Here is a 24,759-nt window from a genome sequence, read left to right as displayed (position 1 = left end):
TCAATCCGGTAAAGGGCCCGGCAACCGGGGCCGGACGACCCTGGCCGGCGCCACCCGGCCGGGTCCGTAATGGAGGGGACGGAGGGAGATCCCGATGGGTACGGGGCCGTGGCACCGACAGCTGAGGTGGATGTACCGGGGTGGCCGGCCGAACCGGCTCGCCCGGGCGATGAACGCCCTGACCGCGGCGCAGTACGCCGCCGGCCTGGGTCCGCGGAACTGGGTCACCCTGGAGGTGCCGGGCCGGCGCACCGGCCGGACCGTCGCCGTGCCGCTCGTGGTCGCCGACCACGAGGGCGAGCGCTACCTGGTGTCCATGCTGGGCGAACGGGTCAACTGGGTGGCCAACGTCCGCGCCGCCGGCGGACGCGCGGTGCTGCGACGGGGCCGCCGGGAACCGGTGCGGCTGGTCGAGGTGCCGGTGGCGCAGCGGCCGCCGATCCTGCGCCGCCACCTGGCGCTGGCCCCCGGCGCGCGTCCGCACGTCCCGGTGGACCGCGACGCCCCGCTCGCCGACTTCACCCGGGTCGCCGCCGACCTCCCGGTCTTTCGGATCATCGCGGCGGAATGATATTCGCGAACAACCTTCCAGAATATCGATCGCCGGGGAATCCGGGGTCGTCCGAATGGGAGAGCCGGCCGGTAAGATCGGCGACAAAGCGCTGGCTGATCGCTGACTGCCGGCCGTGACGCGACCGCCCACACTGGGCGCATGAATACGAGACTCCGCCGCAGCCGGGCATTCCGCCTCGCGGTGTGTCTCGCCCTCGTGGCGACACTGAGCGGCTGCATGCAGCTCAACCTCGGGCTGACCGTGAACACCGACGACACGGTCTCCGGCCAGCTCCTGCTGACCGCCCAGAAGTCCGTGCTCAAGCAGCGGAACCCGGACGTCGCGGCGGCCTTCGCCGAACTGCGGCAGAACATTCCCACGCTTCCCGCCGGCACCGAGAGCCGGTACGAGGACGCCACCTACTACGGCATTCAGATCGCGTACCGGAAAACACCGCTGTCGCAATTCACCAGCGAAAGTGTGAATCTTGTCCGCGACGGCGATCTCTACCGCTTCTCGCTGCCGCTGGATCCGAAGAAATACGGCGGAAAGGTGGCCGAGCAGGATCCGCGCAACCAGCAGGCGTTCATGACGCTGATGTCGTTCGAGATATCCGTGACGTTCCCCGGCCGGGTGCTCGACACGAACGGCGCGATCAACGGGCGTTCGGTGAGCTGGAAGGTCGTCGCCAACCAGCCCAAGCCGGCCGAGCTGCGCGCCGTCGCCGAGGCGCCACCCGCGCCCGCCACCAGCGCGGCCGTCGCCGCGGTCACCGGCGGCTCCTTTCCCTGGCTGCTGGTCATCGGCGGCGTGGTGGTGCTGCTGCTCCTGGTCGCGGTGGCGGTCGTCGTCCTGCTGCGACGTCGCTCCCGCGGCGGCGCCGCCCCCGCACCGGTCGCCGCCACGCCCGCACCCGCGGCCCCGGCAGCGCCGACGCCTCCCACCGGCCCACCCGCCTGAGTCCCGCCGCAGCGGCCCTCCCACCACCGGCGAGGCCTCGCCGGTCCCCCACCGCCGACCCGGGCGCGACCGTGGCGACGCCACGGACCGCCGCACCATCCCACCCCGACCGCACCACCGCACGATCGAAAAGGGGGATCGCCGTGAACGATCTCTTCACCTGGGCCGCCCTGGGCAGTCTCACCGGCGCCAGCGCCGCCACCCTGCTCGCCACCAACGTCATCGGCGGCCTGATCGGACCGAGCGGCGACAAGGCGCGCAAGTGGATCGCGTTGGGCTTCGCGCTCCTGCTGTCCTACCTGACCGCCGCGTTCGCCGCCGACGCCGGACCGGAGAAGTGGATCATCGCCTTCTTCAACGGCCTGGTCATCTTCTCCGCCGCGCTCGGCATCAACCAGCTGCCCCCGGGCAACCGGCAGGCGACACAGGCGTCGCCGACCCAGCTCGCCCAGGGGCACGAGCCCCGCTTCGTCCGCTCCTGGGTCTGAGAGAGGTGACCCCCATGGTCTTCGGCATCATCAGCGCCGCCGTCCAGATCGTCTTCGGCGCCGTGCTCGGGCAGGCCGCCGCCGGCACCGTCGGCCTGCTGGTCGGCGCGGTCGTCGGGCTGCTCGTCGGCGCGCCCTTCGGCTGGGCGGTCGCCTCCGCCGGCACGTACGGCGCCGACCCGAAGGGGATCTTCCTCTTCGTGGTCGACCACACCTGGAGCCTGCTCAACACGTTCGCCGGCGCGCTCTACCTGGCCCTGCACCTGGTCTTCGGCCACCAGCTCGACCGGGTCGTCTCGGCCGCCAGCGGCCGGGTCAACGTGGTCGAGGGCGTCTCCCCCCGGTACGCCACCACGATCGGCACGGTCTGCGCCGGGTCCAGCCCGGGCATCCAGCGGCACGAGGACGTGCACGTGTTCCAGGCCCGGCTGCTCGGCCCGCTCTACCTGCCGCTGGTCGCGCTCAACTACGCGCTGTTCACCATCGCCCCGGTGTGGCTGCTCTGGCACGACCACACCAACGCGCCGATCAACCGCTTCACCCGCTACTTCGAGATCGGCGTCTACCCGCACGTCTGGAACGAGGCCATCGCGTACCGGATCCAGGGGACGCCGCCGCGATGACCGGTGCGATCGAGGCGGCCGTCGCGGACGTCGCGGCCTGGCTGACCGGGACGGCGGGCGCGCCCGTCCCGGTCGGCCCGCCGCGCGACGACCCGGACGGCGGCCTCACGGTCTGGCCGCTGGAGCTGCGGCCGGCCCGGCAGACCGCGACCGGCGGCGCGGCCCGCGAGCCGTACCGGTTCGTGGTCCGGCTGCTGGTCAGCGGTGGCGGGCCGGCGGCGCTGCCGGCGCTGGACCGGGTGCTCGCCGCGGCCACCGCGGCCGGGCAGCCTGAGCTGGTGCTGGCCGCCGGCGACCCGGCGCTGTGGCGGGCGCTCGGTGTGGCGCCCCGGCCGGCGCTGCTGCTCGACGTGCCGGCCCGCATCGACCGGCCGGCGCCCACCGCGCCGCCGGTGCGGCAGCCGCTGCGGCTGCGGCAGCTCGACATGCGCACCGTGGCCGGCCGGGTGGTCGGGCCGCAGGACCAGCCGCTGGCCGCCCTGCGGGTGGAGCTGGTCGGCACCGCCCAGGCCACCGAGACCGACGCCAACGGCCGGTTCCGGCTGGCCGGTGTGCCGCTCGACCCCGACGCCCCGGACGCTCCGGTGCGGATCCGGCTGATCGGCCGGGGGCGCGTCCACACCGCCGAACTCGACCCGAACGGCGACGACCTGGTCGTCGTCCGCGCCCCCGACTGACGTCCCGAGGAGGACCGATGCCCACCTACTTCTCCCCCGGCATCTACGTCGAGGAGGTGCCCGGCGGGGCCCGCCCGATCGGCCCGGTCGGTATGAGCACCGCCGCGTTCGTCGGGGTGGCGCCCAACCGTGGCGCCCACGTCGGCCAGGCGCTGGCGGTGAACAGCTGGACCGAGTTCCTGCGCCTGTACGCCGACGGCGAGCACCTGGAGAGCACCCCGCTGGCCCGGGCCGTGTTCGGCTTCCTGGACAACGGCGGCACCCGCTGCTGGGTGGTCAACGTCGGCGAGGGCGGCCAGCTCACCGGCACCGGCGGGCGGCGCGGCGGCCTGCAACTGCTGGAGGCGATCGACGAGATCTCCATCCTGGCCGCCCCCGGCTACCACGACCCGGTCTCGCACGAGGCCCTGATCAGCATGGCCGAACGGCTGCGCACCATGGTGGCGATCTGCGACCCGCCGCCCGAGGTGGCCGACGTCTCCCGCCTCACCCGGGTCGCCACCCCCGGCAAGCCCGCCAAGCCGGCCGAGCCGTCTGCCGGCAAGCCCGCCGAGGACACGCCGAAGGACGGCGACGACGAGCCGCCCGGCACCGGCGGCGACCGGCCCCGGCAGTCGGACTTCGCCACGTTCTACTTCCCCTGGATCCGGGTCCGCGACCCGCTCAGCGGCGACCTCGTCCTCACCCCGCCCAGCGGGCACGTGGCCGGCATCTGGGCCCGCACCGACGCGCTGCGCGGCGTGCACAAGGCCCCGGCGAACGAGCCGGTGCGCGGCGCGGTCGACCTGGCGTACCGGGTCACCCGGCCGGAGCACGACGTGCTCAACCCCAAGGGCGTCAACGTGATCCGGTTCTTCGCCGGCGAGGGCATCCGGCTCTGGGGCGCCCGCACGCTCGCCGCCGAGGCCAGCGAGTGGCGCTACCTGAACGTGCGGCGGCTCTCCATCTCCATCGAGCAGGCGATCGCCAACGGCACCCGGTGGATGGTGTTCGAGCCGAACGACTTCACGCTGTGGCGCTCGATCCGCCGCGACATCGGCGCGTTCCTCACCCGGGTGTGGCGCGACGGTGCGCTGCTCGGCCGCACCCCCGAGGAGGCGTTCTTCGTCAAGTGCGACGAGGAGACCAACCCGGCCGACGTCCGCGACGCCGGGATGGTGGTGGCGCACATCGGCATCGCGGTGGTCAAGCCCGCGGAGTTCGTGGTGTTCAAGCTGAGCCAGTGGGCCGGCGGCACCGAGACCGAGACGATCGGAGGCTGACATGCCCACCACGGCCACGCCGCAGCCGGGCGCACCCGTCGACCCGTACCGCGCGTACCACTTCAAGCTGCTCATCAACGGCATCACCAACGGGCACTTCACCGAGGTCAGCGGCTTCGAGGTGGCGATACCGGCGCTGTCGTACCGGGAGGCCGGCAACGAGCGCATCCGGGCCGTGCCGGGTCAGGTCGAGTACGCCCCGGTGACCCTCCACTTCGGCCTGACCAGTTCCCGCGAGCTGTGGGACTGGGTGAACGCGGCGGCGAAGGGCACGGTCAACCGGCGCAACGTCTCGGTGGTGCTGCTCGACCCGGCGGGCACCGCCGAGGTGCTGCGCTGGAACATGATCAACGCCTGGCCGACCCGGTGGCGGGGCGCGCACCTCAACACCCTGTCGCAGGAGATCGCCATCGAGGCGCTCACCCTGGCGTACGAGGGACTGGAGCTGGAGGCCGGCGGTGCCGCCGCCCCGACGACCGCGTGACCGGCTGGCCCGCGCCCTGCGGGCCGCCGCCGACCGCCTGTCCGGGTCGGGCTCACCGTCGGCACCGGAGGACGTGCCGCCCCCGCCCGGCCAGCCGCCCGAGCACTGGCGGCGTCTGGTGGCGGCGCACGCCCCCGGCCTGCTGCGCGACCTTCCCCCGCCCCGGGACCCGGCTCACGTCGACCGGCCGTCCGGCGCCTCCTCCCGTGCCGGTCGGCCGGTGAGCGGAGACGCGGACCGGTCTGCCCGCGGCAACGCGGACCGGTTTCCGGCGCGACGGGCTCAGGCGAGTCGGCTGCGGCGGAGCTGGAAGGCACTGTGGCGCGGCCTGCCCCGATCCCGGCAGCGCTCCCTCGCTCCCGATCCGTCGAGATCTTGGTACGAAAAGGCCCCTGGAGGGGCCGTTTCCTACCAAGATCTCCCGCAGCTCCCGGACGGCGAGACAGGGGTCTCGGGTGGTGGGAGCTCCGCGTCGTCGGGGGTGTGTGCCGACTGCGGCGGGACGGGTCGGCGCGGGGGCCGGGCCCGGGAGGACATCGGTGGACGCGGTGCCGCACCGGCGGGTCCCATCGGTGGGCCGGAGACGGGGGTCGACGGCGGGCCGGCGCAACGGGGCACGGCACCACCCGACACGGGATCGCCGCGGCCGGGATCGGCGTCCACCTGGGCGGTGGTGGGGAACGAACCGGCCGGGACGGGATGCTCGGCGGCGGGTACCGGGTTCCGCGCCGGCGGTGACGAGCGGCCGGGCGACCCCGCGGCGCCTTCCATCGCGCCGGCGTACCGGTCGGTGCCCGAGTCAGGCGGCCCGAAGAGAACGCCGCGCATCGCCGACACGGCGCACACAGCCGGCGGCGCGGGCGCGACCGGCGGGACCCGTGCAGCCGGTGCAACCGGCGCAACCGGACCGGATGGCTACGCGGGCTCGGCGGCCACGACCGGCACGGTCGGTTCGGCACGCATGGTCGACGCAGCCGGCGTTGTCGTGTCGCGCGGCGGTAGGCCGTTGCGCGGACCGGAGCGGACATCGTCACCCGCCCGACGGTCCGACCGCGAGGACCTCGCGCCGGCCAACCAGGGCCGCGGACCGCACCCGGGTGACGTCGCCGGTGCAGACCTCCCGCCCAGCCGGGGGGACGGACACCCGTTCGTGACCGCTGCCGCGCTACCGGCGCTGCGGCCGGCACCGGCCACCCGCGACGGCCGGCGTGTTCTCGCCGAGTCCGCCGGCCACCACCCAGGGCAGGTCACGGGCTCGCCGTACCCGGACGCACACGACGCGGCACCCGGCGGCGAGTTCCCGGCGCGACCGGGGCAGCGACCCGCCCGCCCCGCGTCCGCCGGCCCCTGGCCCGCCCTGCCGACCGACGCAGAGCCGATCCGCACCACTGCCCCGGCGCCGACCGGCGCGGGCCGGGCGACCGAGGGCGGCGCGGCACACGCGGATCCGTGGCCGGCGCTGCCGGGCGAGCCGGTGGGTTGGACCCCGGCGACGCGGGCCGCGCCGTGGGGCGACACGGCCCGGCTGGACCGGGAACAGGCGGGTGGCTGATGGAGCGCGTCGCCTTCCTCGTGGACGAGTCCGGAACCCGGGTCGACTGCCTGCTCAACCCGGAGACCGTGCAGGTGACCCGGCTGGCCGGGGTACGCCCGCGCGGCGGCCCCGACGGGCCGCTCGTCGGCGCCGGCCGGGCCGACGATCCACTGGTCTTCACCGGCGGCGGGCGGACCGAACTGGTGCTGGACCTGCTCTTCGACATCGACTTCGTGGAGTCACCGACCCGCCCGGCCGACGTGCGCGCGCTGACCCGTCCGCTGTGGATGCTGGCGGAGAACTCGGCCGTCGAGCACGGCTGGCCGCGCCCGCCGCTGGTCCGGCTGGTCTGGGGCAAGACCTGGAACGTGCCCGGCGTGATCACGGCGATCGCGGAGCGCTTCGACGCGTTCACCCTCACCGGCACGCCGCGGCGCTCCTGGCTGCGCCTGCGCCTGGTGCGGGTGGCGGAGACCGCCGACGCGGCCCGCGCCGGCTTCGAGGAGGAACTGGCCGCGGCGAGCACGCCGACCGTGGCGCCCGGGTCGGCGGTGGTCGCCGCCGCCGACGGCGCGGCCGAGCCGGGCTGGTCCGGGGTGCGCTTCGACCTGCTGGCCCACGACGCGCTGGGCTCGCCGCTGCGCTGGCGGCTGCTCGCCGAGCACAACCGGATCACCGACCCGCTCGCGGTGCCGGCCGGCACCGCGCTGGCGGTGCCGCCGACCGGCGTCGTCGGCCCACCACCCGACGCCGCCACCACCGGAGGCGCCCCGTGACCACACCACCACCCGCCCCGACCCGGGCCGGCACCACCCTCGGCCCGGTCACCCTGCGTGCGGCGGACGAGAGGCACGCCGACCGGCGACCGCAGCCCCGCACGCCGAGAGCGGGCCGGCCGTGATCCGGGCCGCGGCGGTGACCGTCGACGGTCGGCCGCTCGCCGACCCGTCCCGGCTGCGCGGCATCCGGGTGGCCGCCCGGCTGGACCAGCCGACCCAGTGTGAGCTGGCCCTGGCCACCGCCCCCGGCGCGGGCGCCCTGGACCCGCCGGTACGCCCCGGCGCCGCCGTCGACGTCCGCCTGGACGGGCAACCGGAGACCCTGTTCGCCGGCGAGGTGACCGCCGTGGAGGTGGAGTACGCCGGCGACGGCGCCACGCTGCTCCGGATCCGGGCGTACGACCCGCTGCACCGGCTGCGCAAGCGCCAGGAGCTGCGGGTGTTCGAGTCGGTGACCGCCGCCGAGCTGGCCGGGGAGCTGTGCGCCGGGCTGGGGCTGAGCGTGGCCGCCGAGGACGACGGGCCGCGCCTGGACCGGCTGCTCCAGCACCGGCACACCGACCTCGAGCTGCTGCGCGAGGTGGCCGGTCGGGCCGGGCTGCGGCTGGCCGTGGACGGCGACCGGTTGCGGCTGTTCACCCTCGACGGCTACGGGGACCCGGTCGCGCTGACGCTCGGCGAGAGCGTGCACGCGCTGCGGGTCACCGAGAACCTGGACCGCGCGGGCCGCGAGTGCGCCGCGCTGGGCTGGCACCCGCAACGCGCCGAGCCGCTGGCGCAGCGGGCCGGCGAGGCCCGCAGCGGACGGCGCATCCCGCGGCGCCCGGATCCGGGCGACGTGGGCGCGGACGGGGTGCGCACCGCCGTGGACCAGCCCGGGCGCAGCGACGACGAGCTGGCCGCGCTGGCCCAGGCCGGGCTGGACGCCCGGGTCGCCGCGCTGGTCACCGCCGAGGGCACGGCCGAGGGTGATCCCGCGCTGCGGCCGGGTCGACGGATCGCGCTGGCCGGCGTGCCCGAGCCGGTCGCCGGCGTGTACGTGCTGACCGAGGTGGTGCACACCGTGGACGCGGACGGACACCTGACCCGGTTCTCCACCGTCCCGCCCGACCCGTCCTCGGCCGCCGCGCCGCCCCCGGCCACGGTCACCCTCGGCACGGTCACCGACGTGGACGACCCGGACGGGCTGGGCCGGGCCCGGGTGACGCTGCCCGCGTACGGGGACCTGGACGCCGGCTGGCTCGCCGTGCTCTGTCCGGGCGCGGGCCGGGGCAAGGGGATCGTCGCGCTGCCCGACCCGGAGGACACCGTGCTGGTGGCCCTGCCCGGGGGCGAGCCGGCCTCGGGCGTGGTGCTCGGCTCGCTGTTCGGCGCGGTCGAGCCGTACGACGCGGGGATCGTCTCCGGGCGGTCCCGCCGCTGGTCGATGCGGACCGGTACCGGCCAGTCGATCGTGATCGACGACGACGGGCGCACGCTGCGGCTGGCCACCGACGCCGGCAGCTTCGTCGAGCTGCGCCCCGAGCTGACCACGGTGCACGCCGCCGGGGACCTGGTGCTCTCCGCGCCCGGACGGGCCATGGTGGTGCGCGCCCGCACCGTGGACTTCCTGCACGCCCCGACGGCGGAGGACGCGGAGACCGCCGCCGCCCAGGCCCGTACGCTCGCCCGCGCCCACGGAGGTGGCTGATGCGCTGGATCCACCGCGACTCGCTGATCACCTGCGGACACGACGGGCGGGTGGCGAACCGCCCGTCGCAGCACTGGGTCACCGTGCGGGGTGTCCCGGTGCTGGTGCGACCCGACCCGGAGGAGCGCGACATCACCGCCTGCCCGAACTACGGCCCGACGATCAAACCCTGCCTGCACACCAAGACCGTCACCGTGGGTTACAGCACCTGGCTGCGGGTGGACCGCCAGCCGGTGGTGCTGTCGCACCTGGACGGCCTCACCGACGGCACCCCGCCGGGCACCGTGCACCACCAGGTCCGCGACCCGCGGCAGGCGTTCCTGGGGGCGGACGCATGAGGGCCTTCCGCTTCGTCGGCGCCGGCTTCGACGCGGGTCGCGCCGGTGGCCTGGCGCTGACCGCCGCCGGCGGCCTCGCCATGACCGAGGGCGACGAGACGGTACGCCAGGCGCTGTACCTGCTGCTGTCCACCACACCCGGCGAGCGGCTGATGCGTCCCGGCTACGGCTCCCGGCTGCACCGCCTGGTCTTCGCGCCGAACGACGACACCACCGCCGGACTGGCCATCCACTACGTCCGGCAGGCGATCCGGCGGTGGGAGCCCCGGGTGGAGGTGCTCGACGTGGACGCCGGACCGGACCCGGACGACCCGTGGCGCCTGGTGATCCGGCTGGACTACCGGGTGCGGGCCAGCCTCTCCCCCGGCCAGCTCGTGTTCTCCGTGGACCTGCTCCCCGCCGACGAGCAACCCGGCGACACCCCTGACGAGGAGGGCACGCCATGACGCTGCCGGTGCCGCACCTGGACGACCGCGCCTTCCTCGACCTGGTCACCGAGGCCCGGGAACGGATCCGCCGGTCCTGCCCGGACTGGACCGACCTGTCCGCGCACGACCCGGGCGTGGCGCTGCTGGAGGCGTTCGCCTACCTGACCGAGGTGATGATCTACCGGCTGAACCAGTTGCCGGAGAAGGCGTACGTGGCGTTCCTGAACCTGCTCGGCGTGAGCCGGCACCCACCGGCGGCGGCCTGGGCGGACGTGCGCTTCACCCGCACCGGCGCGGACCGCGGCGCGGTCCGGGTGCCGGCCGGCACCCGGGTCGCCGCCGCCCGGGGCGCGGACCCCCGGCCGGTCGTCTTCGTGACCACCGAACCGGCGGTGCTGCCCGCCGGCGAGACCACGGTGACGGTACGAGTGCACCACTGCGAACCGGTCGAGGCGGAGCTGCTGGGCACCGGCACCGGCCAGCCCGGTCAGGTGTTGCGGGCCGCCCGCGCCCCGCTGACCCGCACCACGGAGACGCTGGACCTGCTGCTCGGCGTGGAGGTGCCGACCGGTTCGGTGGAACTGGGCGCCGCCGCCCGGGAGCACGAGGGGCGCACGTACGAGATCTGGCGGCCGGTGGACAGCTTCGCCGGTCTCGGCCCGCAGGCGAAGGTCTACCTGGTCGACCGGGCGTCCGGGGTGCTCACCTTCGCCCCGGCACTGGACCTGCGCCCGGACGGGGGCGCCCCGGCCGTCGAGGGGGCGGCCGGGGTGACCACGGTGGCGGCGGTGCCGCCGGCCGGACGGCAGGTGCGGCTCTGGTACCGGTGCGGCGGCGGGCCGGCCGGCAACGTCGCGGCGGGCGTGCTCACCAGCCTGCGCGACCCGCTGCCGGGGGTGAGGGTGGACAACCCGGAGCCGGCCACCGGCGGCCGGGAGCTGGAGTCGCTGGAGTCGGTGCTGGCGCGGGGGCCGTACGAGTTCTTCGCCCAGCAGCGCGCGGTGACCGCCAGGGACTTCGAGATCCTGGCCGCCGGGTCGGGCGCGGTGGCGCGGGCCCGGGCGTTCACCCGCGCCGCCGTCTACAGCTTCGCCCGCCCCGGCGAGGTCGAGGTGGTGCTGGTGCCGTACGTGCCGGATCAGGCCCGGCCCGGTGGCCGGCTGCCGGTCGCGGTGCTGCGCGAGCACGAGGTGGAGGAGGCCCGCCGCCGGGTCGAGGCCGACCTGGAGCGGCGGCGCGCCCTGGGTACGGCGGTGCGCGCGAGTTGGGCGCGCTACAAGGCGGTCTCCATCCGGGCCCGGGTGGTGGTGCGCCGCGAGGAGGACGTCGACGCGGTCCGCCGCCGCATCCACGACCGGCTGCACCAGACGCTGAGCCCGCTGCCCACGCCGCTGAACCCGACCGGGTGGGCGTTCGGCGAGCCGCTGCGCGCCTCGAACGTCTACCGGATGCTGGAGCACGCCGAGCCGGGCGTGCGCTACGTCGAGTCGGTGCGGTTCGTGGTCGACGAGGCGCCGGACGCGCGGGTGCGCACCGTCGCGGTGGACCAGTACCAGCCCGACACCTGGTACGCCGGCGGCGGCCCGGTGCTGTTCCGCTCGACCAACGCCGGCGCGGGCTGGGAACCGGCCGGCCGGTTCGACGACGACGAAACAGTGGTCCGGGTGGTCCCCGCCCCCGCGCCGGCCCGCCCCGGCGTGGTGCCCCGGGCCGGCTCGGTGGCGGTGGTGACCGCCCGCGACGCCGGCGGTTCCCGGGTACGGCTGAGCACCGACCTCGGCGAGACGTGGACGCTGCTCACCGACCTCGACTCGGGCGTACGCGACCTGGCCTGGATCGACCGGGACGGCACCGGCGCGCTGCTGCTGGCCACCGACGCCGGCCTCTACGAGGTGCCGCTGCTGCCCGGCGCGGTGCCGTTGCAGATCCTGGTCGACCCGGCCGACGCGGACCGGGGCTTCTACGCGGTCCGGTCCTTCGTCTCCGAGCGCGGCGCGCCCGGGGTGGCGGTGGCCGCGCAGGCCGGCTTCGGCGTCTACCTGTCCACCGCGGCCGGCCGGCCCGGCACGTTCGCCCACGTCGGCCTGGCCAACGTGGACAACCGGGTCCTCGCCGTGCAGTACGACGGCCCGGCCACGCTGCTGTGGTGCGGCGCGGGCGAACCGGACCCGAAGAAACCCGGCCAGGGCTGCCACCGCACCCGGCTGTTCGAGTCGGACGTCAAGTGGCAGTCGATGGCCGCCGGCTGGATCGGCGGCACCTGCCGGGACCTGGCGTTCAGCGGCCCGCTGGCGCTGGCGGCCACGCAGAGCGGCGGCGTGGTGCGGCTGGACACCCTGGCCGGGCAGCCGCAGTGGCAGTCGGTGATGGTCAACTGCGGTCTGCCGCTGCGCGACCGGACCCGCTTCGTGCCGGTGGACGCCATCGCCGCGACCGCGCCGTCCGGTCCGTCGGGCGCCGGGCGACTGGTCCTGGCCGGCGGTGAGCGCGGCGTGTTCCGCAGCGGCGACGCCGAGGACTGGGCGGCCAGCGCCAACCAGGCCACCGCCGACGTGGTCACCGTTCCCGGCACCTGGCTGCTCTGCTCCGGCGAGCACGACATCGAGGTGGTGCGGCAGGATGCGTCGAACGGCGATTGAGCGGCTGCTGCCGGCCGCCTACCAGCGGGCCGCCGGCCCGGGCACCGTGCTGGGCGCGCTGCTGGACGTGATGGAGGCGTTGCACGCCCCGGACGAGGCGGTGCTCGCCGACGTCGACGCGCTGTTCGGGCCGTACCGGACGCCGGACGGGTTCGTGGCGTACCTGACCCGGTGGGTGGCGATGGACCATGTGGTCGCCGCGCCGCGCGTCGACGCGCCGCTGCCGCTGCCGGTGGGCCGGCTGCGGGACCTGGTCGCGCACGGCGCGCTGCTGGCCCGGTGGCGGGGCACCCCGTACGGGATGCGCACCGCCCTGGAACTGGCCACCGGGGTGACCGGGTTCGTGCTGGACGAGCCGGCCGACCGGCCGTTCCACCTGGTGGTGCGGGTGCCGCCGGCCGCCGTGGACCGCATCGCGCTGGTCACCCGGATCGTCGAGGCGGAGAAGCCGGCCGCGGTCACCGTCGAGGTGCTCGCCGCCACCGCCGCGCCGCCCGGCGACCCGGAGCCGCCCACGGATCCGCCCCCGGCCGACCCCGCACCACCCGACCCCGCGCCGTCCGACCCCGCGCCGTCCGACCCCGCACCGTCCGACCCCGCACCGTCCGACCACGCACCGTCCGACCCCGCGCCGTCCGACCCCGCGCCGCCGGACCCCGACCCGCCCGGTCCGGGGCCGGCCGACCCGGTGCCGACCGGTCCGGAGGCCGACGAGACCGCCCCGGACGGCGCGACCGGGGTGGCGTCGGTGCGCGCGGTCGGCCGGGCGCACGTGCCCCCACCCCCGCCCCACCAGCCGCCCGAGGAGCCGTCATGACCACCGAATGGACCGTCGTCGCCGCCGCCGAACAGTTCACCCTGGACGCCCGCAACGCCGGGGAGCTGACCTTCACCGTGTCGAACCCGGGCACCGCGCCGGACACCGTGGTGTTCGACGTCGCGCCCGGCGAGGGCAGCCAGCGCGCCTGGTTCACGGTGGCCGAGCCGCAGCGGGTGGTGCCCGGGCAGGGCTCGGTGTCGTTCCTGGTGCGGCTCGCCGTGCCGCCCGGCACGCCGCCGCGGCGCTACGACATGACCGGGTTCGCGTACTCGGCGAACACCGCCCCGGAGGAGAGTTCCCGTTCCAGCGGCCGGGTGACGTACGACGTGCGCGCGGTCGTACCGCCGAAGCGTTCCCCGTGGCCGTGGCTGGCGGCCGCGGCGGTGCTGCTGCTGGTGGTGACCGGCGTGGTGGTGTGGTTGGTGACCCGCGGCCCGGACACCGAGCCGCCGCCGCAGGCGGCGGTGACGGTGGAGGCGGAGACGCTCGTGGCCGGCGCCGCCGTGCAGTCGACCACCGCCGCGAAGGCGGAGGTGGTGGCGCAGGAGAACTGCTGCGACGTGGTCTGGTCCGGCGACGCGCAGTTGTTCTTCCTGGGCCGGGCGGTGGGCGACCGGGTGACCGTGCAGGTGGACCTGCCGACGGACGGCACCTGGCGGTTCTCCACCGTGCGCACCACCTCGTTCGACTACGCGAACACGATCTGGCTGGTCGACGGCCGGCAGGTCGGCGACACGTTCTTCGGGTTCACCCCGACGGTGGTCCGCACCGACGAGGTGGACGTGGGCACGGTGGAGCTGACCCGGGGGACGCACAAGCTGACGCTGGTGGCGGTGAGCAAGACCCAGGGAACCGACCGCTACTTCGCCGGGGTGGACCAGATCCGCTTCACCCCCGCCGGGCAGCCGTGAGCGCGAGGAGTGAGCCGGTGTTGCGAGCCCCGCAGCCGCGAACAGAGAAGGCACCGTGAGCGCGAGGAGTGAGCCGGTGTTGCGAGCCCCCGCAGCCGCGAACAGAGAAGGCACCGTGAGCGCGAGGAGTGAGCCGGTGTTGCGAGCCCCGCAGCCGCGAACAGAGAAGGCACCGTGAGCGCGAGGAGTGAGCCGGTGTCGCGAGCCCCGCAGTCGCGAACCGAGGGAACACCGTGAGCGGGCGGCAGAAGGTGCTGCTGGTCGCGCTGGCCGTGTTGCTGGTGGGGCTCTACGTGGTGGCGGTCGCCGGTCGGGGCGACGACCGGGGCGACCCGGCCGCCCGGCCGGGGCCGCTGGGCCGGCTGGGGCGCGGCGCCGGGGCGGTGGACCCGGCGACGGTGGGCGTGGCGTGCCTGCCGCCGGCCGCCGATCCGACCCCGACCGCCGACGGCGTGGTGGTCGCGTTCGGCTCCACCTGCCGGCTGCGCGTCGCCGATCCGGGCGCGCTGCGCACGCTGGTGCTGCGGGGCGCGACGCCGTTCGAGGTGACCGCCCGCGCGCCCGGCGACGCGGACGTCACGGTCACCGACGAGGTGACGCCGGGGCCGGACGGCGCGGCGGTGGCGAAGGTGGCGGTGGACCGGGAGACCGAGGTGCTCCTGCGCTGTCCGGGAGGTGGCGGATGCGCGGTCACGCTGGCCCGGTCCTGACGGGGGTGGAGGCGCGAGATGGGTGAGCTGCGCAAGCCGTTCCTGCTGCTGGCGCTGTTCGCGGTGGCGCTGGTGGTAGCGGTGGAGCTGGGCGCCGCCGCGCTGACCGGCGGCGGGGGCGCGGGCGGCGCGCTGCGCGACAGCGCCGGACAGCTCGGCGTCGAACTGGGCGACGTGGGCGGGGTCAGCGAGCCGTCCGGGCGGGGCACCGGATATCTCGCGCTGATCGACGTGGTGGCGCTGTGGACCACCGGGCTGTTCTGCCTGAGCCTGGTGCTGCCGGACCGGGTCCAGGGTCGGGTGCAGGGCGTGGCCACGCTGGTCTTCTCGATCGTGCTGCTGCTGGTGTCGCTGGTGCTGCTGGTCGTCGCGTTCGTGGAGCTGACGGTGATGGTCTCCCTGTTCCTGGCGCCGCCGTTCGGCACGCTGGCGTACCTGGCGGTGTGGGGGTTCTTCCCGGTCGGCGACGCGGCGGTGCTGCTCGGGCTGGCGCTGCTGCTCAAGCTGGTCTGGGCCGGCCTGCTGCTGGCCGCCCAGCCGCGTTTCCTGCGCAACAAGGGGCTGGTGCTGCTGGCGCTGACCACGCTGCTGTGCACGGTGGTGCTGCAGTTCCTGCACGGTCTGGTGCCGGTGATCCTGGTCAGCATCCTCGACGACCTGGGCGCGGTGGTCTTCGCCGTGGTGGCGCTGATCTGGGCGCTGGTGCTGCTGATCGGCTCGATCCCGGCGATCGTGAAGGCGGTCCGCACCACCGCGACCACGTCCGGCCGGACGGTCAGCTGACCGGGCCGGCGGTGGCAAGCGCGGCCAGGCGGGGCAGCTGCGCCGGGTCGGTGAGCGCCGAGCCGACCGCCACCACGCGCACGCCGGCGGCCAGGAAGTCGGCGGCGTTGCCGGCGTCGATGCCGCCGGTGGCCACGAAGCGCGCCTCCGGCAGCGGGCCGGCGACGGCCCGGAACCAGGCCGGGCCGAGGCTGACCGCCGGGAACGCCTTGAGCCAGACCAGGCCGTGGTCGAGCGCCTGCTGCGCCTCGGTCGGGGTGGCCACGCCGGGCAGGTGCGGGATGCCGTAGCTGACCGCCGCGTCGGCGACCGCCAGGTCGAGGGCGGGGGCGACGGTGAACGCCGCGCCCGCGCTCACCGCCTGGCGGACCTGCGCCGGGGTGCGGACCGTGCCGGCGCCGACGATCCGGTCCCGCCGCCGGCCGGCCGTCACGGCGGCGCGCAGCGCGGGCACCGCGCCGGGGGTCCGGATCGGCACCTCCACCACGGCGATGCCCAGGTCCCAGGCCAGTTCCGCCAGGCGGACCGTCTCCGGGGGCGGCAGGTCGCGCAGGATCACCATCACCCGCGCGTCGCCGAACACCGGCGTGAAGTCGTGCGCGCTCATCCGCCGCTCCCTCCGTCGTGCCGGTACGCCCCGGCCGCCCACTGCGCGTCCGACAGCGCCAGCGCCCGCGCCGTCCACATCGGGTCGGGCGGCGGCGCGGTGTCGCCGGGCACGGCCAGCACCCGGGCCGCGGTGAGGTGGCCGGTCCGCAGGCAGGATCCCAGGTCGAGCCCGCGCAGCGACCCGGAGAGGAAGCCGGCGGCGAACGCGTCCCCGGCGCCGACCGGCTCGACCACGTCCACCGACACCGCCGGCACGAACACCGCCGGTCCGGTCCGCGGCAGCGCTGTCGCACCGACCGGCCCGTCCTTGACCACCACCAGGTCCGGCCCGGGCAGCAGGTCGCGGACGGCCGCCGGCCCGGTGACGCCCCACAGCGTCACCGCCTCGTCCAGCCCGACGAGCACCACGTCGGCATGGTCGGCCAGGTCCCGCAGAACCGGGGCGGCCCGGTCGGCGGGCCAGAGCGCCGGCCGGTGGTTCACGTCGAAGCTCACCCGGGCGCCGGGCAGCGCCCGCCCGGTCAGCGCCTGGACGAGCAGGTCCCGGCAGGAGTCGGAGAGCGCGGCGGTGATCCCGGACAGATGCAGCAGCCGCGCCCCGGCCAGGCGCGGGTGGGCGAGGTCCCGGGCGTGCAGGCGGCTCGCGGCCGACCCGGCGCGGTGGTAGTGGACCCGGGTGCCCGACGGTCCGGGGTCCTTGAGGTAGACGCCGGTCGGGGCGTCCCGGTCGACCGCGACCAGGGAGACGTCGACCCCGGCGGCGGCGACCTCGGCGACCACGCGACGGCCGAACGGGTCGTCCCCGACCCGGCTGACCCAGGCGACGCGGTGGCCGAGCCGGGCCAGGCCGGTGGCCACGTTGGACTCCGCGCCGCCGACACCGACCGCGAGCAGCGCGGCGTGTTCCAGCGGCCCGCCGTCGGCGGGGGCGAGCACCGCCATGGTCTCGCCCGCGCAGACGACCTGCGGGCCGTTCACGCGCCGCCCACCGGGCCGAGCCGGGCCGGGACGTCCGCCGGGTCGAGGTGACCGTCGGCGACCAGCACCCGGTGCCGGTTGCGGCGGGGCCGCCCGGCGGCGACCACCGCCGGCCGGTCGAACGCGTACGCGACGCAGACGCCCGGGTACGCCGTGGTGCGGACGAACCACCGGTCGCCCGGCCCGAGGCCGGTGAAGACCAGGGTGTACGCGCCGCCGCCGGGCCCGGTGCCGAGCAGCGCCAGCCAGGGCGCGGCCGAGCCGCTGACCGCCTCCTCCCCGACCGCGTCGGCGGTGCGCACCCGGGGTTCCCCGGTCGCCGCCGCGCGCCAGAAGAACCCGCCGTAGCCGGCCCCGCCGGGGCGGCCGTTGGTGGCCGGGCTGCCCAGGTGGACGTCGGCTCCGGTGGCGGAGCTGAGGGTGGCGGACAGGTCGAGCCACCAGGCGTCGTCGCCGGCCGGCCCGGCGGTGACGGTGCGGTGCTCGCGCAGCAGCGTCCGACCGTTGCGGTCGCGCCAGTCGAGGTCGTGCTCGAGCCGGTCGGTGGTCCGTGCCCGCCAGCCGGTGTGGGCGATGACGCCGTGGTCGTCGCGCCAGGTGTAGCCGAGGTCGCGCACGTACGTCCGGCCGCCCCAGAGGTTGGCGCCGTCCACGTCCTGCACGGCGAGGGACGCGCCGAGGTGCCAGACGTGGTCGGCCGGGTGCGCGTCGGTGACCGGTGTGCCGGCCCGGGTTCGCACCGGGTGCAGGTGGGGCCGGGGCCCGTGCCGCGGGTCGAGGTCGGGCCGGACCACGTAGCGGGCCACCTCGACGCCGGCCACGACCAGCCGTTCCTCGGCGTCGCGTGCCACCTCGGCCGGGCCTGCATCCTTGGTCTCCCGGACGATCGCCGCGCGGTGCGGCGCGGCGGGCCGGCGGTCGGCGGTCACGACGGCTCCGGCGGGCGGCGGGCGTCGACGGCGTGCAGCGCCGCGAGGGCGTACCCGCCGAGGATCGGCACCGCGACCGGTGTGACGAGCACCGCCAGCAGCACGGCCAGCACGCAGACGCCGGAGGCGGCGGCCCACACGGCGGGGCGCCGCGGGCAGGCACGCGCCACCCGCCGGGCGGCGGCCCGCCAGCCCCGGCCACCGGTGCGCCCGACCGCGACGGCGACCAGGCCCGCGTACCCGAGCAGGGCCGCCACCACGACGGCGGTGAGCGCCAGGGCGGGGCCACCGCCGGGCACCCGGCCACCGGCGAGGGCGAGCAGGTCGGCCGCGAGCACCGCGGTCGCGGCGAGCGCGGCGGCGCTCACCGCCAGCCCGGCGGGCAGCGCGCGGCCGAACCGGCTCAGGCTGGTCCGCGCGTCGGGCCACGACCCGGTGACGGAACGGTCGTGCAGCGCGGCGCTGGCGGTGGCGACCGCCGGGGCGAGCGTGAGCACCGGCAGCGCGGCGGCCGCCGCGGCGAAGCCGAGCAGCGCCAGGTCGCTCGCCTCGCGCAGCGTGTCCCGCCAGTCGGCACGGGCCGGCGCGGGGTGGGCGGGTACGTCGGTGGGGGCGGACACGGCGGTCATCCCTTCAGCCCGCTGGTGTTGATGCCCTCGACCAGCATCCGCTGGAAGGCGAGGAAGAACAGGAACACCGGCAGCAGCGACAGCACCGACATGGCGAACATCGGGCCGACCGAGCTCTGGCTCGTCGAGTCGATGAACAGGGTCAGCGCCACCGGGACCGTGTAGTCCTCCAGGCTGGACAGGAACACCAGCTGGCGGAAGAAGTCGTTCCAGGTCCAGATGAACGAGAAGATCGCGGTGGTGACCAGCGCGGGGCGGCTCAGCGGCAGGATGACGTGCCGGAACACGCCGTACGGGGACGCGCCGTCGATGGTGGCCGCCTCGTCCAGCTCGCGCGGGATACCGCGCATGAACTGCACCATGAGGAAGACGAAGAACGCCTCGGTGGCCAGGAACTGCGGCACCAGCAGCGGCAGGTACGGCCAGTCGCCGCCGACCAGGCCGAGGCTGCGGAACAGGATGTACTGCGGCACGATCAGCACGTGGCCGGGCAGCAGCAGCGTCCCGATCATCACGGTGAACCACAGCTTGCGCAGCCGGAACCGCAGCCGGCCCAGGGCGTACGCGGCGAGCAGGCAGGACAGCGCGTTGCCGACCACGGTGAGCCCGCTGACCAGCACGCTGTTGAGGAAGAACCGGCCGAAGCTGATGTCGAAGTTGGTCCAGCCGTCGAGGTAGTTGCCGGGGGTGAACTCCTCCGGCAGCAGGCCGACGTTGTTGACGATCTCGGCCTGCGACTTGACCGACGTGCCGAGCATCCAGAACAGCGGATAGAGCACCACCGCGACGATCGCCACGAGCACGACGAGCCGCAGCACGTTCCGGCCGCTGCCGGGCCGGCGGCGAGCGACAGTGAGCGCGGTCATGAGTCGTCTCCGTCCGAGTAGTGCACCCAGAACCGCCCGGTGCTGAAGAAGACGGCGGTGATTACGCCGATCGCCACCAGGAACACCCACGCCATCGCTGACGCGTAGCCCATCTCCAGGTCGGTGAAGCCGGAGATGTAGAGCTTCAGCGTGTACATGAGGGTGGAGTCGACAGGGCCGCCGGTGCCGTTGCTGAGCACGAACGCGGCGGTGAAGCCCTGGAAGCCGTTGATGGTCTCCAGCACCAGGTTGAAGAAGATCACCGGGGACAGCATGGGCAGGGTGACCGCGCGGAACCGCCGCCACGCCCCGGCGCCGTCCACCGCCGCCGCCTCGTACAGCTCGGTGGGCACCTGCTTGAGCCCGGCCAGGAAGATCACCATCGGCGCGCCGAACTGCCAGATCGCCAGCACCATCAGCGTCTCCAGCGCCCAGTCCGGGTCGCTGACCCAGGGCAGCCCCTCGACGCCGAACAGGGCGAGGAACGAGTTGAACGCGCCGTCCCGGTTGAACATGTTGACCCAGACGATGGCCAGCGCGACGCTGCCGCCGAGCAGCGACGGCAGGTAGAACAGGCTGCGGAACAGCCCGACGCCGCGCCAGGCCCGGTTGAGCAGCAGCGCGACGCCGAGCGCGGCGGCCAGCTTCAGCGGCACCGCGATCAGCGCGAACGTCAGCGTGACGCGGACCGCGTGCCAGTACGACGGGTCGGCGGTGAACATCCGCTCGTAGTTGGCCAGCCCCACCCACCGCACCTCGGACAGCGGCGTGAGGATGTCGTAGTCGGTGAAGCTCAGCCAGAGCGACAGCAGCATCGGGATCGCCGTGACGCCCATCAGTCCGATGAGCCAGGGCGAGAGGAAGACGTACCCCGCCAGGCCCTCGCCGAGCCGGGCCCGGCCGGCCCGACGCCGCGTGGGGCGAGGGCCGGCCGGTCCGGTGCGCGGGGTCCGGCCGGGCGCCGTGGTGAGAGCCACGGGACCGGTCCTTTCGTTTGGTCAGGCGATCGCGGACTTGCAGGCGGCGACGAACTGCTCCGCCGCCTGCGCCGGGGTGGCGCGGCCGTACTGGGCGTTCTCGGCGGCCTTTACGAGCTCGGACTTGACCTTGCTGTGCCCCTTGATCGGGACCTGGGGCGAGGCGCCGAACTTCTGCGCCAGGTCGGACTCGACCTGGATGGACTGCTTCATGGCCGGGTCGGTGGCGGTCTCGCTGACCTTGGCGCGCAGATCCATGTTCGACGGCAGACCGCGGTCGGTGCCGAGCAGCGCCACCGCCTCCGGGTCGTTGTTCAGGAAGTTGATCACGTCGACGGCGACGTCCTTGTGCTTGCTGCCCTTGAACACCGACCAGTACATCGAGGCGCGCGCCCACTGGGCGCTCGGGTCACCCGGGTAGGCGACCACGCCCAGCTCGTCCTTGGTGTTCTTCTTCAGGTCCGGCATCTGGTTGACCCAGACCCAGGAGGTGGCCGACTTGCCGGTGACCACGAGCTGCTTGGTGATGTCGCTGGAGTTGCCCTCGTGGATGACGTCCGGCGTCGGGGTGGCGCCCCGGGCCCGCGCGCCCTTCCACAGCTCGAACCATTTCGTCACGTCCTCGGCGGTGAAGCCGAGCTCCTCGCCCTTGTACAAGTCCTTGCCCTGCTGGCGCAGCCACACCCAGAGCGCCTTGTAGTCGGCGCTCGGGTCCTGGGTGCCGGGCACCTTCGTCTTCTTCGCCACCTGCTCGGCCCAGGCGATGTGCTCCTCCCAGCTCATCCCGGTGGTCGGCTCGGGCAGCCCGTTCTTGGTGAGCAGCGTCTTGTTGTAGACCAGGCCCTGGGTGTTCTCCCCGGCGGCCACCCCGGCGAGCTTGCCGTCGACCACGCCGTACTCCAGCAGGCTCTTCGGGAACTTCGACACGTCGAGCTTGCCGGAGTCGCGGTAGCTGCCCAGGTCGAGCGTGGTGCTGCGGCCGGCGTACTCGGCCAGGTAGTTGTCGTCGATCTGGAACAGGTCCGGCGGGTTGCCGCCGGCGGTCAGCGTGGCGAGCTTGTCGAAGTAGCCCTGGTTGGCCTGCCAGGTCTTCTCGAACGTCACGTCCGGGTGCTTCCTGGTGTAGAGGGCCAGGGCGTCCTCGGTGAGCTTGGCCCGGGCCTCGCCGCCCCACCAGAAGACGGAGAGCTTGACCGGGCCGCCGTCGCCGCCGCCCTCGTCGCCGCCGCAGGCCGCCGCGCCCAGGGCGAGCGGCGCGGCCAGCGCGACGGCGGCGAGGCCGCGGACGAATCGGCGTCGGGACAGGGGGGTACGGTGATTCCGCCCGGCGGGTGCGCCGGCGGTGGGGGACGTTGCGGGGTGCATCTGCGCTCACTCCTCGGATGTGGGAGGCGACGACGTCACCGGCGGCCGTCCACGGGCCGCCCGGGTCCGCAGTGCTGTGCGGGCCCGGGCCACCTGCTCAGGCCCCGGTGCCGTCCCGACCGGGCGCGGGGACGGGCCCGGTCGAGTCACGGACGACCAGTGCGGTCTGGAGCATTACCTGTGCGGTGGTGCGACGGTCGCCGGATGCCGCGCCCCGACCCCGGGCGCCGCGCGGCGCGTCGGAGTCGAGTTGCAGGAGCATGTCGACGGCCGTCCGGCCGGCGGCCGCGGTCGGCGTGGCCACCGTCGTCAACTTGGGGCGGGTGAGCCGGCTCAGCGCGATGTCGTCGACGCCGACCACGCTGACGTCCTGCGGCACCCGCAGCCCCAACGCGTCCAGCCCTTCGATCAGGCCGATCGCCATCAGGTCGTTGTAGGCGAGCACGGCGGTGACGCCGCTGCGGCGCACCTGCTCGGCGACCGCGCCGCCGCCGGTCTCGGTGGGCTGGTTGGGCCCGAGGAGGGTCAACTCCGCTCCCCCGCCCCGGGCCGCGGCGGACGCGGCGCGGCGCATCTCCCGGGCGGTCCACGAGCCGCGCGGGCCGCCGAGCAACGCGATCCGCCGGTGGCCGAGGCCGAGCAGGTGCTCGATCGCGGCCCGCGCACCCTGCCCGACGTCCATCATCACGCAGGGCAGACCGGCGACCTGGCGGTTTATCACCACCACCGGCACCTCGCGGCTGACCTGCTCGATCAGGCTGTTGCTCATCCGGGGGCTGCACAGCAGGACGCCGTCGACCTGCTTGGCGAGCGCGTGGACCAGGTCCTCCTCGGCGGCCGGGTCCTCGTTGGTGTCGGCCACGAAGACGTGATAGTCGCGGTGCCGGGCCTGCCCCTCCGCCGCCTTGATCAGCGGCGGGAAGAACGGGTTGGCGATGTCGGCCACGATCAGGCCGATGTTGTGGGTGCGGCCGGTGATCAGGGCCCGGGCAGCCCGGTTGGGCCGGTAGCCGAGGTCCTCGGCGCAGGCCAGCACGCGGACCCGGGTCTCCGGGTTGACCAGATGCGGGGCGGAGAACGTGCGGGAGACGGTGGAGATGTGCACACCGGAGGCCCGGGCGACGTCCCGGATGGTGGCTGGCACGGTGGGCTCCCTCGTCCGATGTGGTGGGGGTCACGGGGGTGTCGCCCATTAATGCAAACGGTTGCTCCCGTGTCAACGGTCCATTGTTGCGACTCGATTTCGGCACGACACCGGCCGGGTACTCAAAAGCGCATCAATGCGGATGGATGGTGCGGCTTCGTCGGGAGGCGTTGACGACGCATCCATCGCCATGGTTTCTTCGGCTGCAAACCTTTGCAGTCGATCGCCGGGGAGGCCGACGTCATGTCACCACCGGCCCGGGAACGGGTCCGTCACGCCCTGGTCGGCGCCGGGGCGCGCGCCGAGATGTTCGTCCGCGCGCTCGCGCTCGACCACGCCGACACCGCCGAGCTGGTCGCGCTCGCCGACGTCAACCGGACCCGGATGGACGCGCACAACCGCTGGCTGGCCGAGCTGGGTCACCCGCCGGTGCCCACGTACGACGCCGCCGACGTCGCCGCCATGCTGGCCAAGGAGCGGGTCGACGTGGTGCTGGTGACGAGCGTCGACGTCACCCACGACGAGTACGTGACGACGGCCCTGCGCGCCGGCTGTGACGTGGTCGTGGAGAAGCCGATGACCGTCGACGCAGAGCGGTGCCGGCGCATCCTGGACGCGGTCGCCGAAACCGGCCGGCACGTCACCGTTGCCTTCAACTACCGCTACAACCCGCTGCACGAGCAGGTCCGGCGGGTGCTCGCCGACGGCGCGGTGGGCGAGATCGGGTCGGTGCACTTCGAGTGGCTGCTCGACGTGCGCCACGGCGCCGACTACTTCCGCCGCTGGCACCGCGACAAGGCCACCTCCGGCGGCCTGCTGGTGCACAAGTCCGGCCACCACTTCGACCTGGTCAACTGGTGGCTGGACGCCCGCCCGGTCGAGGTGCACGCGTACGGCCGGTTGTTCTTCTACGGCGCGGACGGCCGCCGGCACGGCTACGCCCGCGACTACGACCGGGCGCACGGCTCCCCCGCCGCCGACGGCGACCCGTTCGCGCTGCGCCTGGCCGACCATCCCAGGCTGCGCGAGCTGTACCTGGACGCCGAGGCCGAGGACGGTTACCACCGCGACCGCAACGTCTTCGCCCCCGGCGTGACCATCGAGGACGACCTCGCGGTGCTGGCCCGCTACGACACCGGCGCGACGATGACCTACCACCTGACCGCGTACGCCCCCTGGGAGGGCTACCGGGTCATGGTCAACGGCAGCCGGGGCCGCCTCGAACTCGAGGTGACCGAGAGCGACCACGTCAGCCCGTCCGTCGCCGGAGCGCTGAAGGGCGCGGCGCTGCACGGCGACGAGGCCGCCGTCGAGCAGGGCGCGGCCCGGCTCACGCTGCGCCCGTTCTGGGCGCCGCCGGTGGAGATCCCGGTCGAGGGCTGGACCCGGCGCGGGCACGGCGGCGCGGACGCCCGGATGACCCGGGTGCTGCTCGGCGGCGAACCCGACCCGCTCGGCCGCGCCGCCACCGCCCGCGACGGCGCACTCGCGCTGCTCACCGGCCTCGCCGCCAACCGCTCGCTGGAGACCGGCGCGCCCGTCCGCGTCGCCGACCTGCTCACCCTGCCCTGACCGAGGAGCCC

Annotated in this window: 26 protein-coding genes; 18 read left to right on the top strand and 8 right to left on the bottom strand. The window is 75.0% G+C overall.

What is annotated here, in order from left to right:
- Positions 1 to 94: 94 nt before the first annotated feature.
- The 17 genes from COO58_RS08875 to COO58_RS08795 all read left to right on the top strand — a co-directional run bounded on the left by COO58_RS08875 (position 95) and on the right by COO58_RS08795 (position 15,679).
- Complete coding sequence (locus tag COO58_RS08875; RefSeq protein ID WP_091574108.1) at positions 95 to 571, top strand: nitroreductase/quinone reductase family protein; 477 nt, start codon at positions 95 to 97, stop codon at positions 569 to 571.
- 141 nt (positions 572 to 712) lie between these two features.
- A complete protein-coding gene (locus tag COO58_RS08870) occupies positions 713 to 1,513 on the top strand; it encodes a DUF3153 domain-containing protein (protein WP_255292565.1) in 801 nt (266 codons plus the stop codon).
- A gap of 143 nt (positions 1,514 to 1,656) precedes the next feature.
- Positions 1,657 to 2,001 carry a hypothetical protein gene (locus COO58_RS08865; protein ID WP_091574106.1) on the top strand — a complete coding sequence of 115 codons (345 nt, stop codon included), beginning with the start codon at positions 1,657 to 1,659 and terminating at the stop codon, positions 1,999 to 2,001.
- 14 nt (positions 2,002 to 2,015) lie between these two features.
- Positions 2,016 to 2,624, top strand: a complete 609-nt coding sequence (locus COO58_RS08860) for a glycine zipper family protein (protein ID WP_091574105.1) — start codon at positions 2,016 to 2,018, stop codon at positions 2,622 to 2,624.
- Complete coding sequence (locus COO58_RS08855) at positions 2,621 to 3,301, top strand: carboxypeptidase-like regulatory domain-containing protein (protein WP_098744543.1); 681 nt, start codon at positions 2,621 to 2,623, stop codon at positions 3,299 to 3,301. Before COO58_RS08860 ends, COO58_RS08855 begins: the two co-directional genes overlap by 4 nt.
- Before the next feature lie 17 nt (positions 3,302 to 3,318).
- Complete coding sequence (locus COO58_RS08850) at positions 3,319 to 4,563, top strand: phage tail sheath subtilisin-like domain-containing protein (RefSeq protein WP_098744542.1); 1,245 nt, start codon at positions 3,319 to 3,321, stop codon at positions 4,561 to 4,563.
- Between the two features lies 1 nt (position 4,564).
- A complete protein-coding gene (locus COO58_RS08845; protein WP_091574102.1) occupies positions 4,565 to 5,047 on the top strand; it encodes a phage tail protein in 483 nt (160 codons plus the stop codon).
- A gap of 1,150 nt (positions 5,048 to 6,197) precedes the next feature.
- The gene (locus COO58_RS30660) at positions 6,198 to 6,599 is read left to right on the top strand and encodes a hypothetical protein (RefSeq protein ID WP_255292564.1); all 402 of its coding nucleotides are present in this window, start codon (positions 6,198 to 6,200) and stop codon (positions 6,597 to 6,599) included.
- Positions 6,599 to 7,357 carry a hypothetical protein gene (locus COO58_RS08835; RefSeq protein WP_098744538.1) on the top strand — a complete coding sequence of 253 codons (759 nt, stop codon included), beginning with the start codon at positions 6,599 to 6,601 and terminating at the stop codon, positions 7,355 to 7,357. The genes COO58_RS30660 and COO58_RS08835 overlap by 1 nt, the downstream gene beginning before the upstream one ends.
- Positions 7,358 to 7,478: 121 nt before the next feature.
- Entirely contained in the window at positions 7,479 to 9,050 is a 1,572-nt protein-coding gene (locus COO58_RS08830; protein WP_098744537.1) for a phage baseplate assembly protein V, read from the top strand.
- Complete coding sequence (locus tag COO58_RS08825; RefSeq protein ID WP_098744535.1) at positions 9,050 to 9,388, top strand: hypothetical protein; 339 nt, start codon at positions 9,050 to 9,052, stop codon at positions 9,386 to 9,388. The genes COO58_RS08830 and COO58_RS08825 overlap by 1 nt, the downstream gene beginning before the upstream one ends.
- Positions 9,385 to 9,834 carry a GPW/gp25 family protein gene (locus tag COO58_RS08820; protein WP_091574097.1) on the top strand — a complete coding sequence of 150 codons (450 nt, stop codon included), beginning with the start codon at positions 9,385 to 9,387 and terminating at the stop codon, positions 9,832 to 9,834. The genes COO58_RS08825 and COO58_RS08820 overlap by 4 nt, the downstream gene beginning before the upstream one ends.
- Positions 9,831 to 12,455 carry a putative baseplate assembly protein gene (locus COO58_RS08815; RefSeq protein WP_098744534.1) on the top strand — a complete coding sequence of 875 codons (2,625 nt, stop codon included), beginning with the start codon at positions 9,831 to 9,833 and terminating at the stop codon, positions 12,453 to 12,455. The genes COO58_RS08820 and COO58_RS08815 overlap by 4 nt, the downstream gene beginning before the upstream one ends.
- Positions 12,436 to 13,272 carry a phage tail protein gene (locus COO58_RS08810; RefSeq protein ID WP_098744532.1) on the top strand — a complete coding sequence of 279 codons (837 nt, stop codon included), beginning with the start codon at positions 12,436 to 12,438 and terminating at the stop codon, positions 13,270 to 13,272. Before COO58_RS08815 ends, COO58_RS08810 begins: the two co-directional genes overlap by 20 nt.
- Positions 13,269 to 14,186, top strand: a complete 918-nt coding sequence (locus COO58_RS08805; RefSeq protein WP_091574094.1) for a hypothetical protein — start codon at positions 13,269 to 13,271, stop codon at positions 14,184 to 14,186. The genes COO58_RS08810 and COO58_RS08805 overlap by 4 nt, the downstream gene beginning before the upstream one ends.
- Before the next feature lie 233 nt (positions 14,187 to 14,419).
- Positions 14,420 to 14,896, top strand: a complete 477-nt coding sequence (locus COO58_RS08800; protein WP_098744530.1) for a hypothetical protein — start codon at positions 14,420 to 14,422, stop codon at positions 14,894 to 14,896.
- 18 nt (positions 14,897 to 14,914) lie between these two features.
- Positions 14,915 to 15,679: a hypothetical protein gene (locus COO58_RS08795; protein WP_098744529.1), complete on the top strand. Its 765-nt coding sequence runs from the start codon at positions 14,915 to 14,917 to the stop codon at positions 15,677 to 15,679.
- Here COO58_RS08795 and COO58_RS08790 read toward each other — a convergent pair.
- From COO58_RS08790 to COO58_RS08755, 8 genes are all read right to left on the bottom strand, one after another.
- Positions 15,672 to 16,286 (bottom strand): bifunctional 4-hydroxy-2-oxoglutarate aldolase/2-dehydro-3-deoxy-phosphogluconate aldolase, encoded by a 615-nt coding sequence (locus COO58_RS08790; protein ID WP_091574091.1) that lies wholly within the window; start codon positions 16,284 to 16,286, stop codon positions 15,672 to 15,674. The genes COO58_RS08795 and COO58_RS08790 overlap by 8 nt on opposite strands.
- Complete coding sequence (locus tag COO58_RS08785; protein WP_255292563.1) at positions 16,283 to 17,266, bottom strand: sugar kinase; 984 nt, start codon at positions 17,264 to 17,266, stop codon at positions 16,283 to 16,285. The genes COO58_RS08790 and COO58_RS08785 overlap by 4 nt, the downstream gene beginning before the upstream one ends.
- Positions 17,263 to 18,195, bottom strand: a complete 933-nt coding sequence (locus COO58_RS08780) for a PmoA family protein (protein WP_098744527.1) — start codon at positions 18,193 to 18,195, stop codon at positions 17,263 to 17,265. Before COO58_RS08780 ends, COO58_RS08785 begins: the two co-directional genes overlap by 4 nt.
- Entirely contained in the window at positions 18,192 to 18,824 is a 633-nt protein-coding gene (locus tag COO58_RS08775) for a hypothetical protein (protein WP_098744526.1), read from the bottom strand. Before COO58_RS08775 ends, COO58_RS08780 begins: the two co-directional genes overlap by 4 nt.
- Entirely contained in the window at positions 18,821 to 19,690 is an 870-nt protein-coding gene (locus COO58_RS08770) for a carbohydrate ABC transporter permease (protein ID WP_091574088.1), read from the bottom strand. Before COO58_RS08770 ends, COO58_RS08775 begins: the two co-directional genes overlap by 4 nt.
- Complete coding sequence (locus tag COO58_RS08765; protein ID WP_091574087.1) at positions 19,687 to 20,667, bottom strand: carbohydrate ABC transporter permease; 981 nt, start codon at positions 20,665 to 20,667, stop codon at positions 19,687 to 19,689. The genes COO58_RS08770 and COO58_RS08765 overlap by 4 nt, the downstream gene beginning before the upstream one ends.
- Positions 20,668 to 20,688: 21 nt before the next feature.
- On the bottom strand, positions 20,689 to 22,032 hold the full coding sequence (locus COO58_RS08760; protein WP_091574086.1) for an ABC transporter substrate-binding protein: 1,344 nt from the start codon (positions 22,030 to 22,032) through the stop codon (positions 20,689 to 20,691).
- A 97-nt stretch (positions 22,033 to 22,129) separates the two neighbouring features.
- A complete protein-coding gene (locus COO58_RS08755) occupies positions 22,130 to 23,176 on the bottom strand; it encodes a LacI family DNA-binding transcriptional regulator (RefSeq protein WP_091574085.1) in 1,047 nt (348 codons plus the stop codon).
- A 243-nt stretch (positions 23,177 to 23,419) separates the two neighbouring features.
- Between COO58_RS08755 and COO58_RS08750 the strand changes: the two genes are divergently transcribed.
- Positions 23,420 to 24,748, top strand: a complete 1,329-nt coding sequence (locus COO58_RS08750) for a Gfo/Idh/MocA family protein (RefSeq protein ID WP_098746203.1) — start codon at positions 23,420 to 23,422, stop codon at positions 24,746 to 24,748.
- Positions 24,749 to 24,759: the final 11 nt, after the last annotated feature.

Source organism: Micromonospora sp. WMMA1996 (assembly GCF_002573675.1).
Lineage (GTDB): Bacteria > Actinomycetota > Actinomycetes > Mycobacteriales > Micromonosporaceae > Micromonospora > Micromonospora sediminicola.
Note: the sequence above shows the minus strand (reverse complement) of the source record. Positions and strands in the feature narration are given on the sequence as shown.

Excerpts from the sequence above, each read along its gene's own strand:
- COO58_RS08805 (WP_091574094.1), top strand. The coding sequence starts at position 13,269 with ATGACCACCGAATGGACCGTCGTCGCCGCCGCCGAACAGTTCACCCTG.
- COO58_RS08770 (WP_091574088.1), bottom strand. The coding sequence starts at position 19,690 with ATGACCGCGCTCACTGTCGCTCGCCGCCGGCCCGGCAGCGGCCGGAAC.
- COO58_RS08870 (WP_255292565.1), top strand. The coding sequence starts at position 713 with ATGAATACGAGACTCCGCCGCAGCCGGGCATTCCGCCTCGCGGTGTGT.
- COO58_RS08790 (WP_091574091.1), bottom strand. The coding sequence starts at position 16,286 with ATGAGCGCGCACGACTTCACGCCGGTGTTCGGCGACGCGCGGGTGATG.
- COO58_RS08810 (WP_098744532.1), top strand. The coding sequence starts at position 12,436 with ATGCGTCGAACGGCGATTGAGCGGCTGCTGCCGGCCGCCTACCAGCGG.
- COO58_RS08760 (WP_091574086.1), bottom strand. The coding sequence starts at position 22,032 with ATGCACCCCGCAACGTCCCCCACCGCCGGCGCACCCGCCGGGCGGAAT.
- COO58_RS08775 (WP_098744526.1), bottom strand. The coding sequence starts at position 18,824 with ATGACCGCCGTGTCCGCCCCCACCGACGTACCCGCCCACCCCGCGCCG.
- COO58_RS08850 (WP_098744542.1), top strand. The coding sequence starts at position 3,319 with ATGCCCACCTACTTCTCCCCCGGCATCTACGTCGAGGAGGTGCCCGGC.
- COO58_RS08855 (WP_098744543.1), top strand. The coding sequence starts at position 2,621 with ATGACCGGTGCGATCGAGGCGGCCGTCGCGGACGTCGCGGCCTGGCTG.
- COO58_RS08795 (WP_098744529.1), top strand. The coding sequence starts at position 14,915 with ATGGGTGAGCTGCGCAAGCCGTTCCTGCTGCTGGCGCTGTTCGCGGTG.
- COO58_RS08825 (WP_098744535.1), top strand. The coding sequence starts at position 9,050 with ATGCGCTGGATCCACCGCGACTCGCTGATCACCTGCGGACACGACGGG.
- COO58_RS08875 (WP_091574108.1), top strand. The coding sequence starts at position 95 with ATGGGTACGGGGCCGTGGCACCGACAGCTGAGGTGGATGTACCGGGGT.
- COO58_RS08820 (WP_091574097.1), top strand. The coding sequence starts at position 9,385 with ATGAGGGCCTTCCGCTTCGTCGGCGCCGGCTTCGACGCGGGTCGCGCC.
- COO58_RS08750 (WP_098746203.1), top strand. The coding sequence starts at position 23,420 with ATGTCACCACCGGCCCGGGAACGGGTCCGTCACGCCCTGGTCGGCGCC.
- COO58_RS08860 (WP_091574105.1), top strand. The coding sequence starts at position 2,016 with ATGGTCTTCGGCATCATCAGCGCCGCCGTCCAGATCGTCTTCGGCGCC.
- COO58_RS08835 (WP_098744538.1), top strand. The coding sequence starts at position 6,599 with ATGGAGCGCGTCGCCTTCCTCGTGGACGAGTCCGGAACCCGGGTCGAC.
- COO58_RS08815 (WP_098744534.1), top strand. The coding sequence starts at position 9,831 with ATGACGCTGCCGGTGCCGCACCTGGACGACCGCGCCTTCCTCGACCTG.
- COO58_RS08845 (WP_091574102.1), top strand. The coding sequence starts at position 4,565 with ATGCCCACCACGGCCACGCCGCAGCCGGGCGCACCCGTCGACCCGTAC.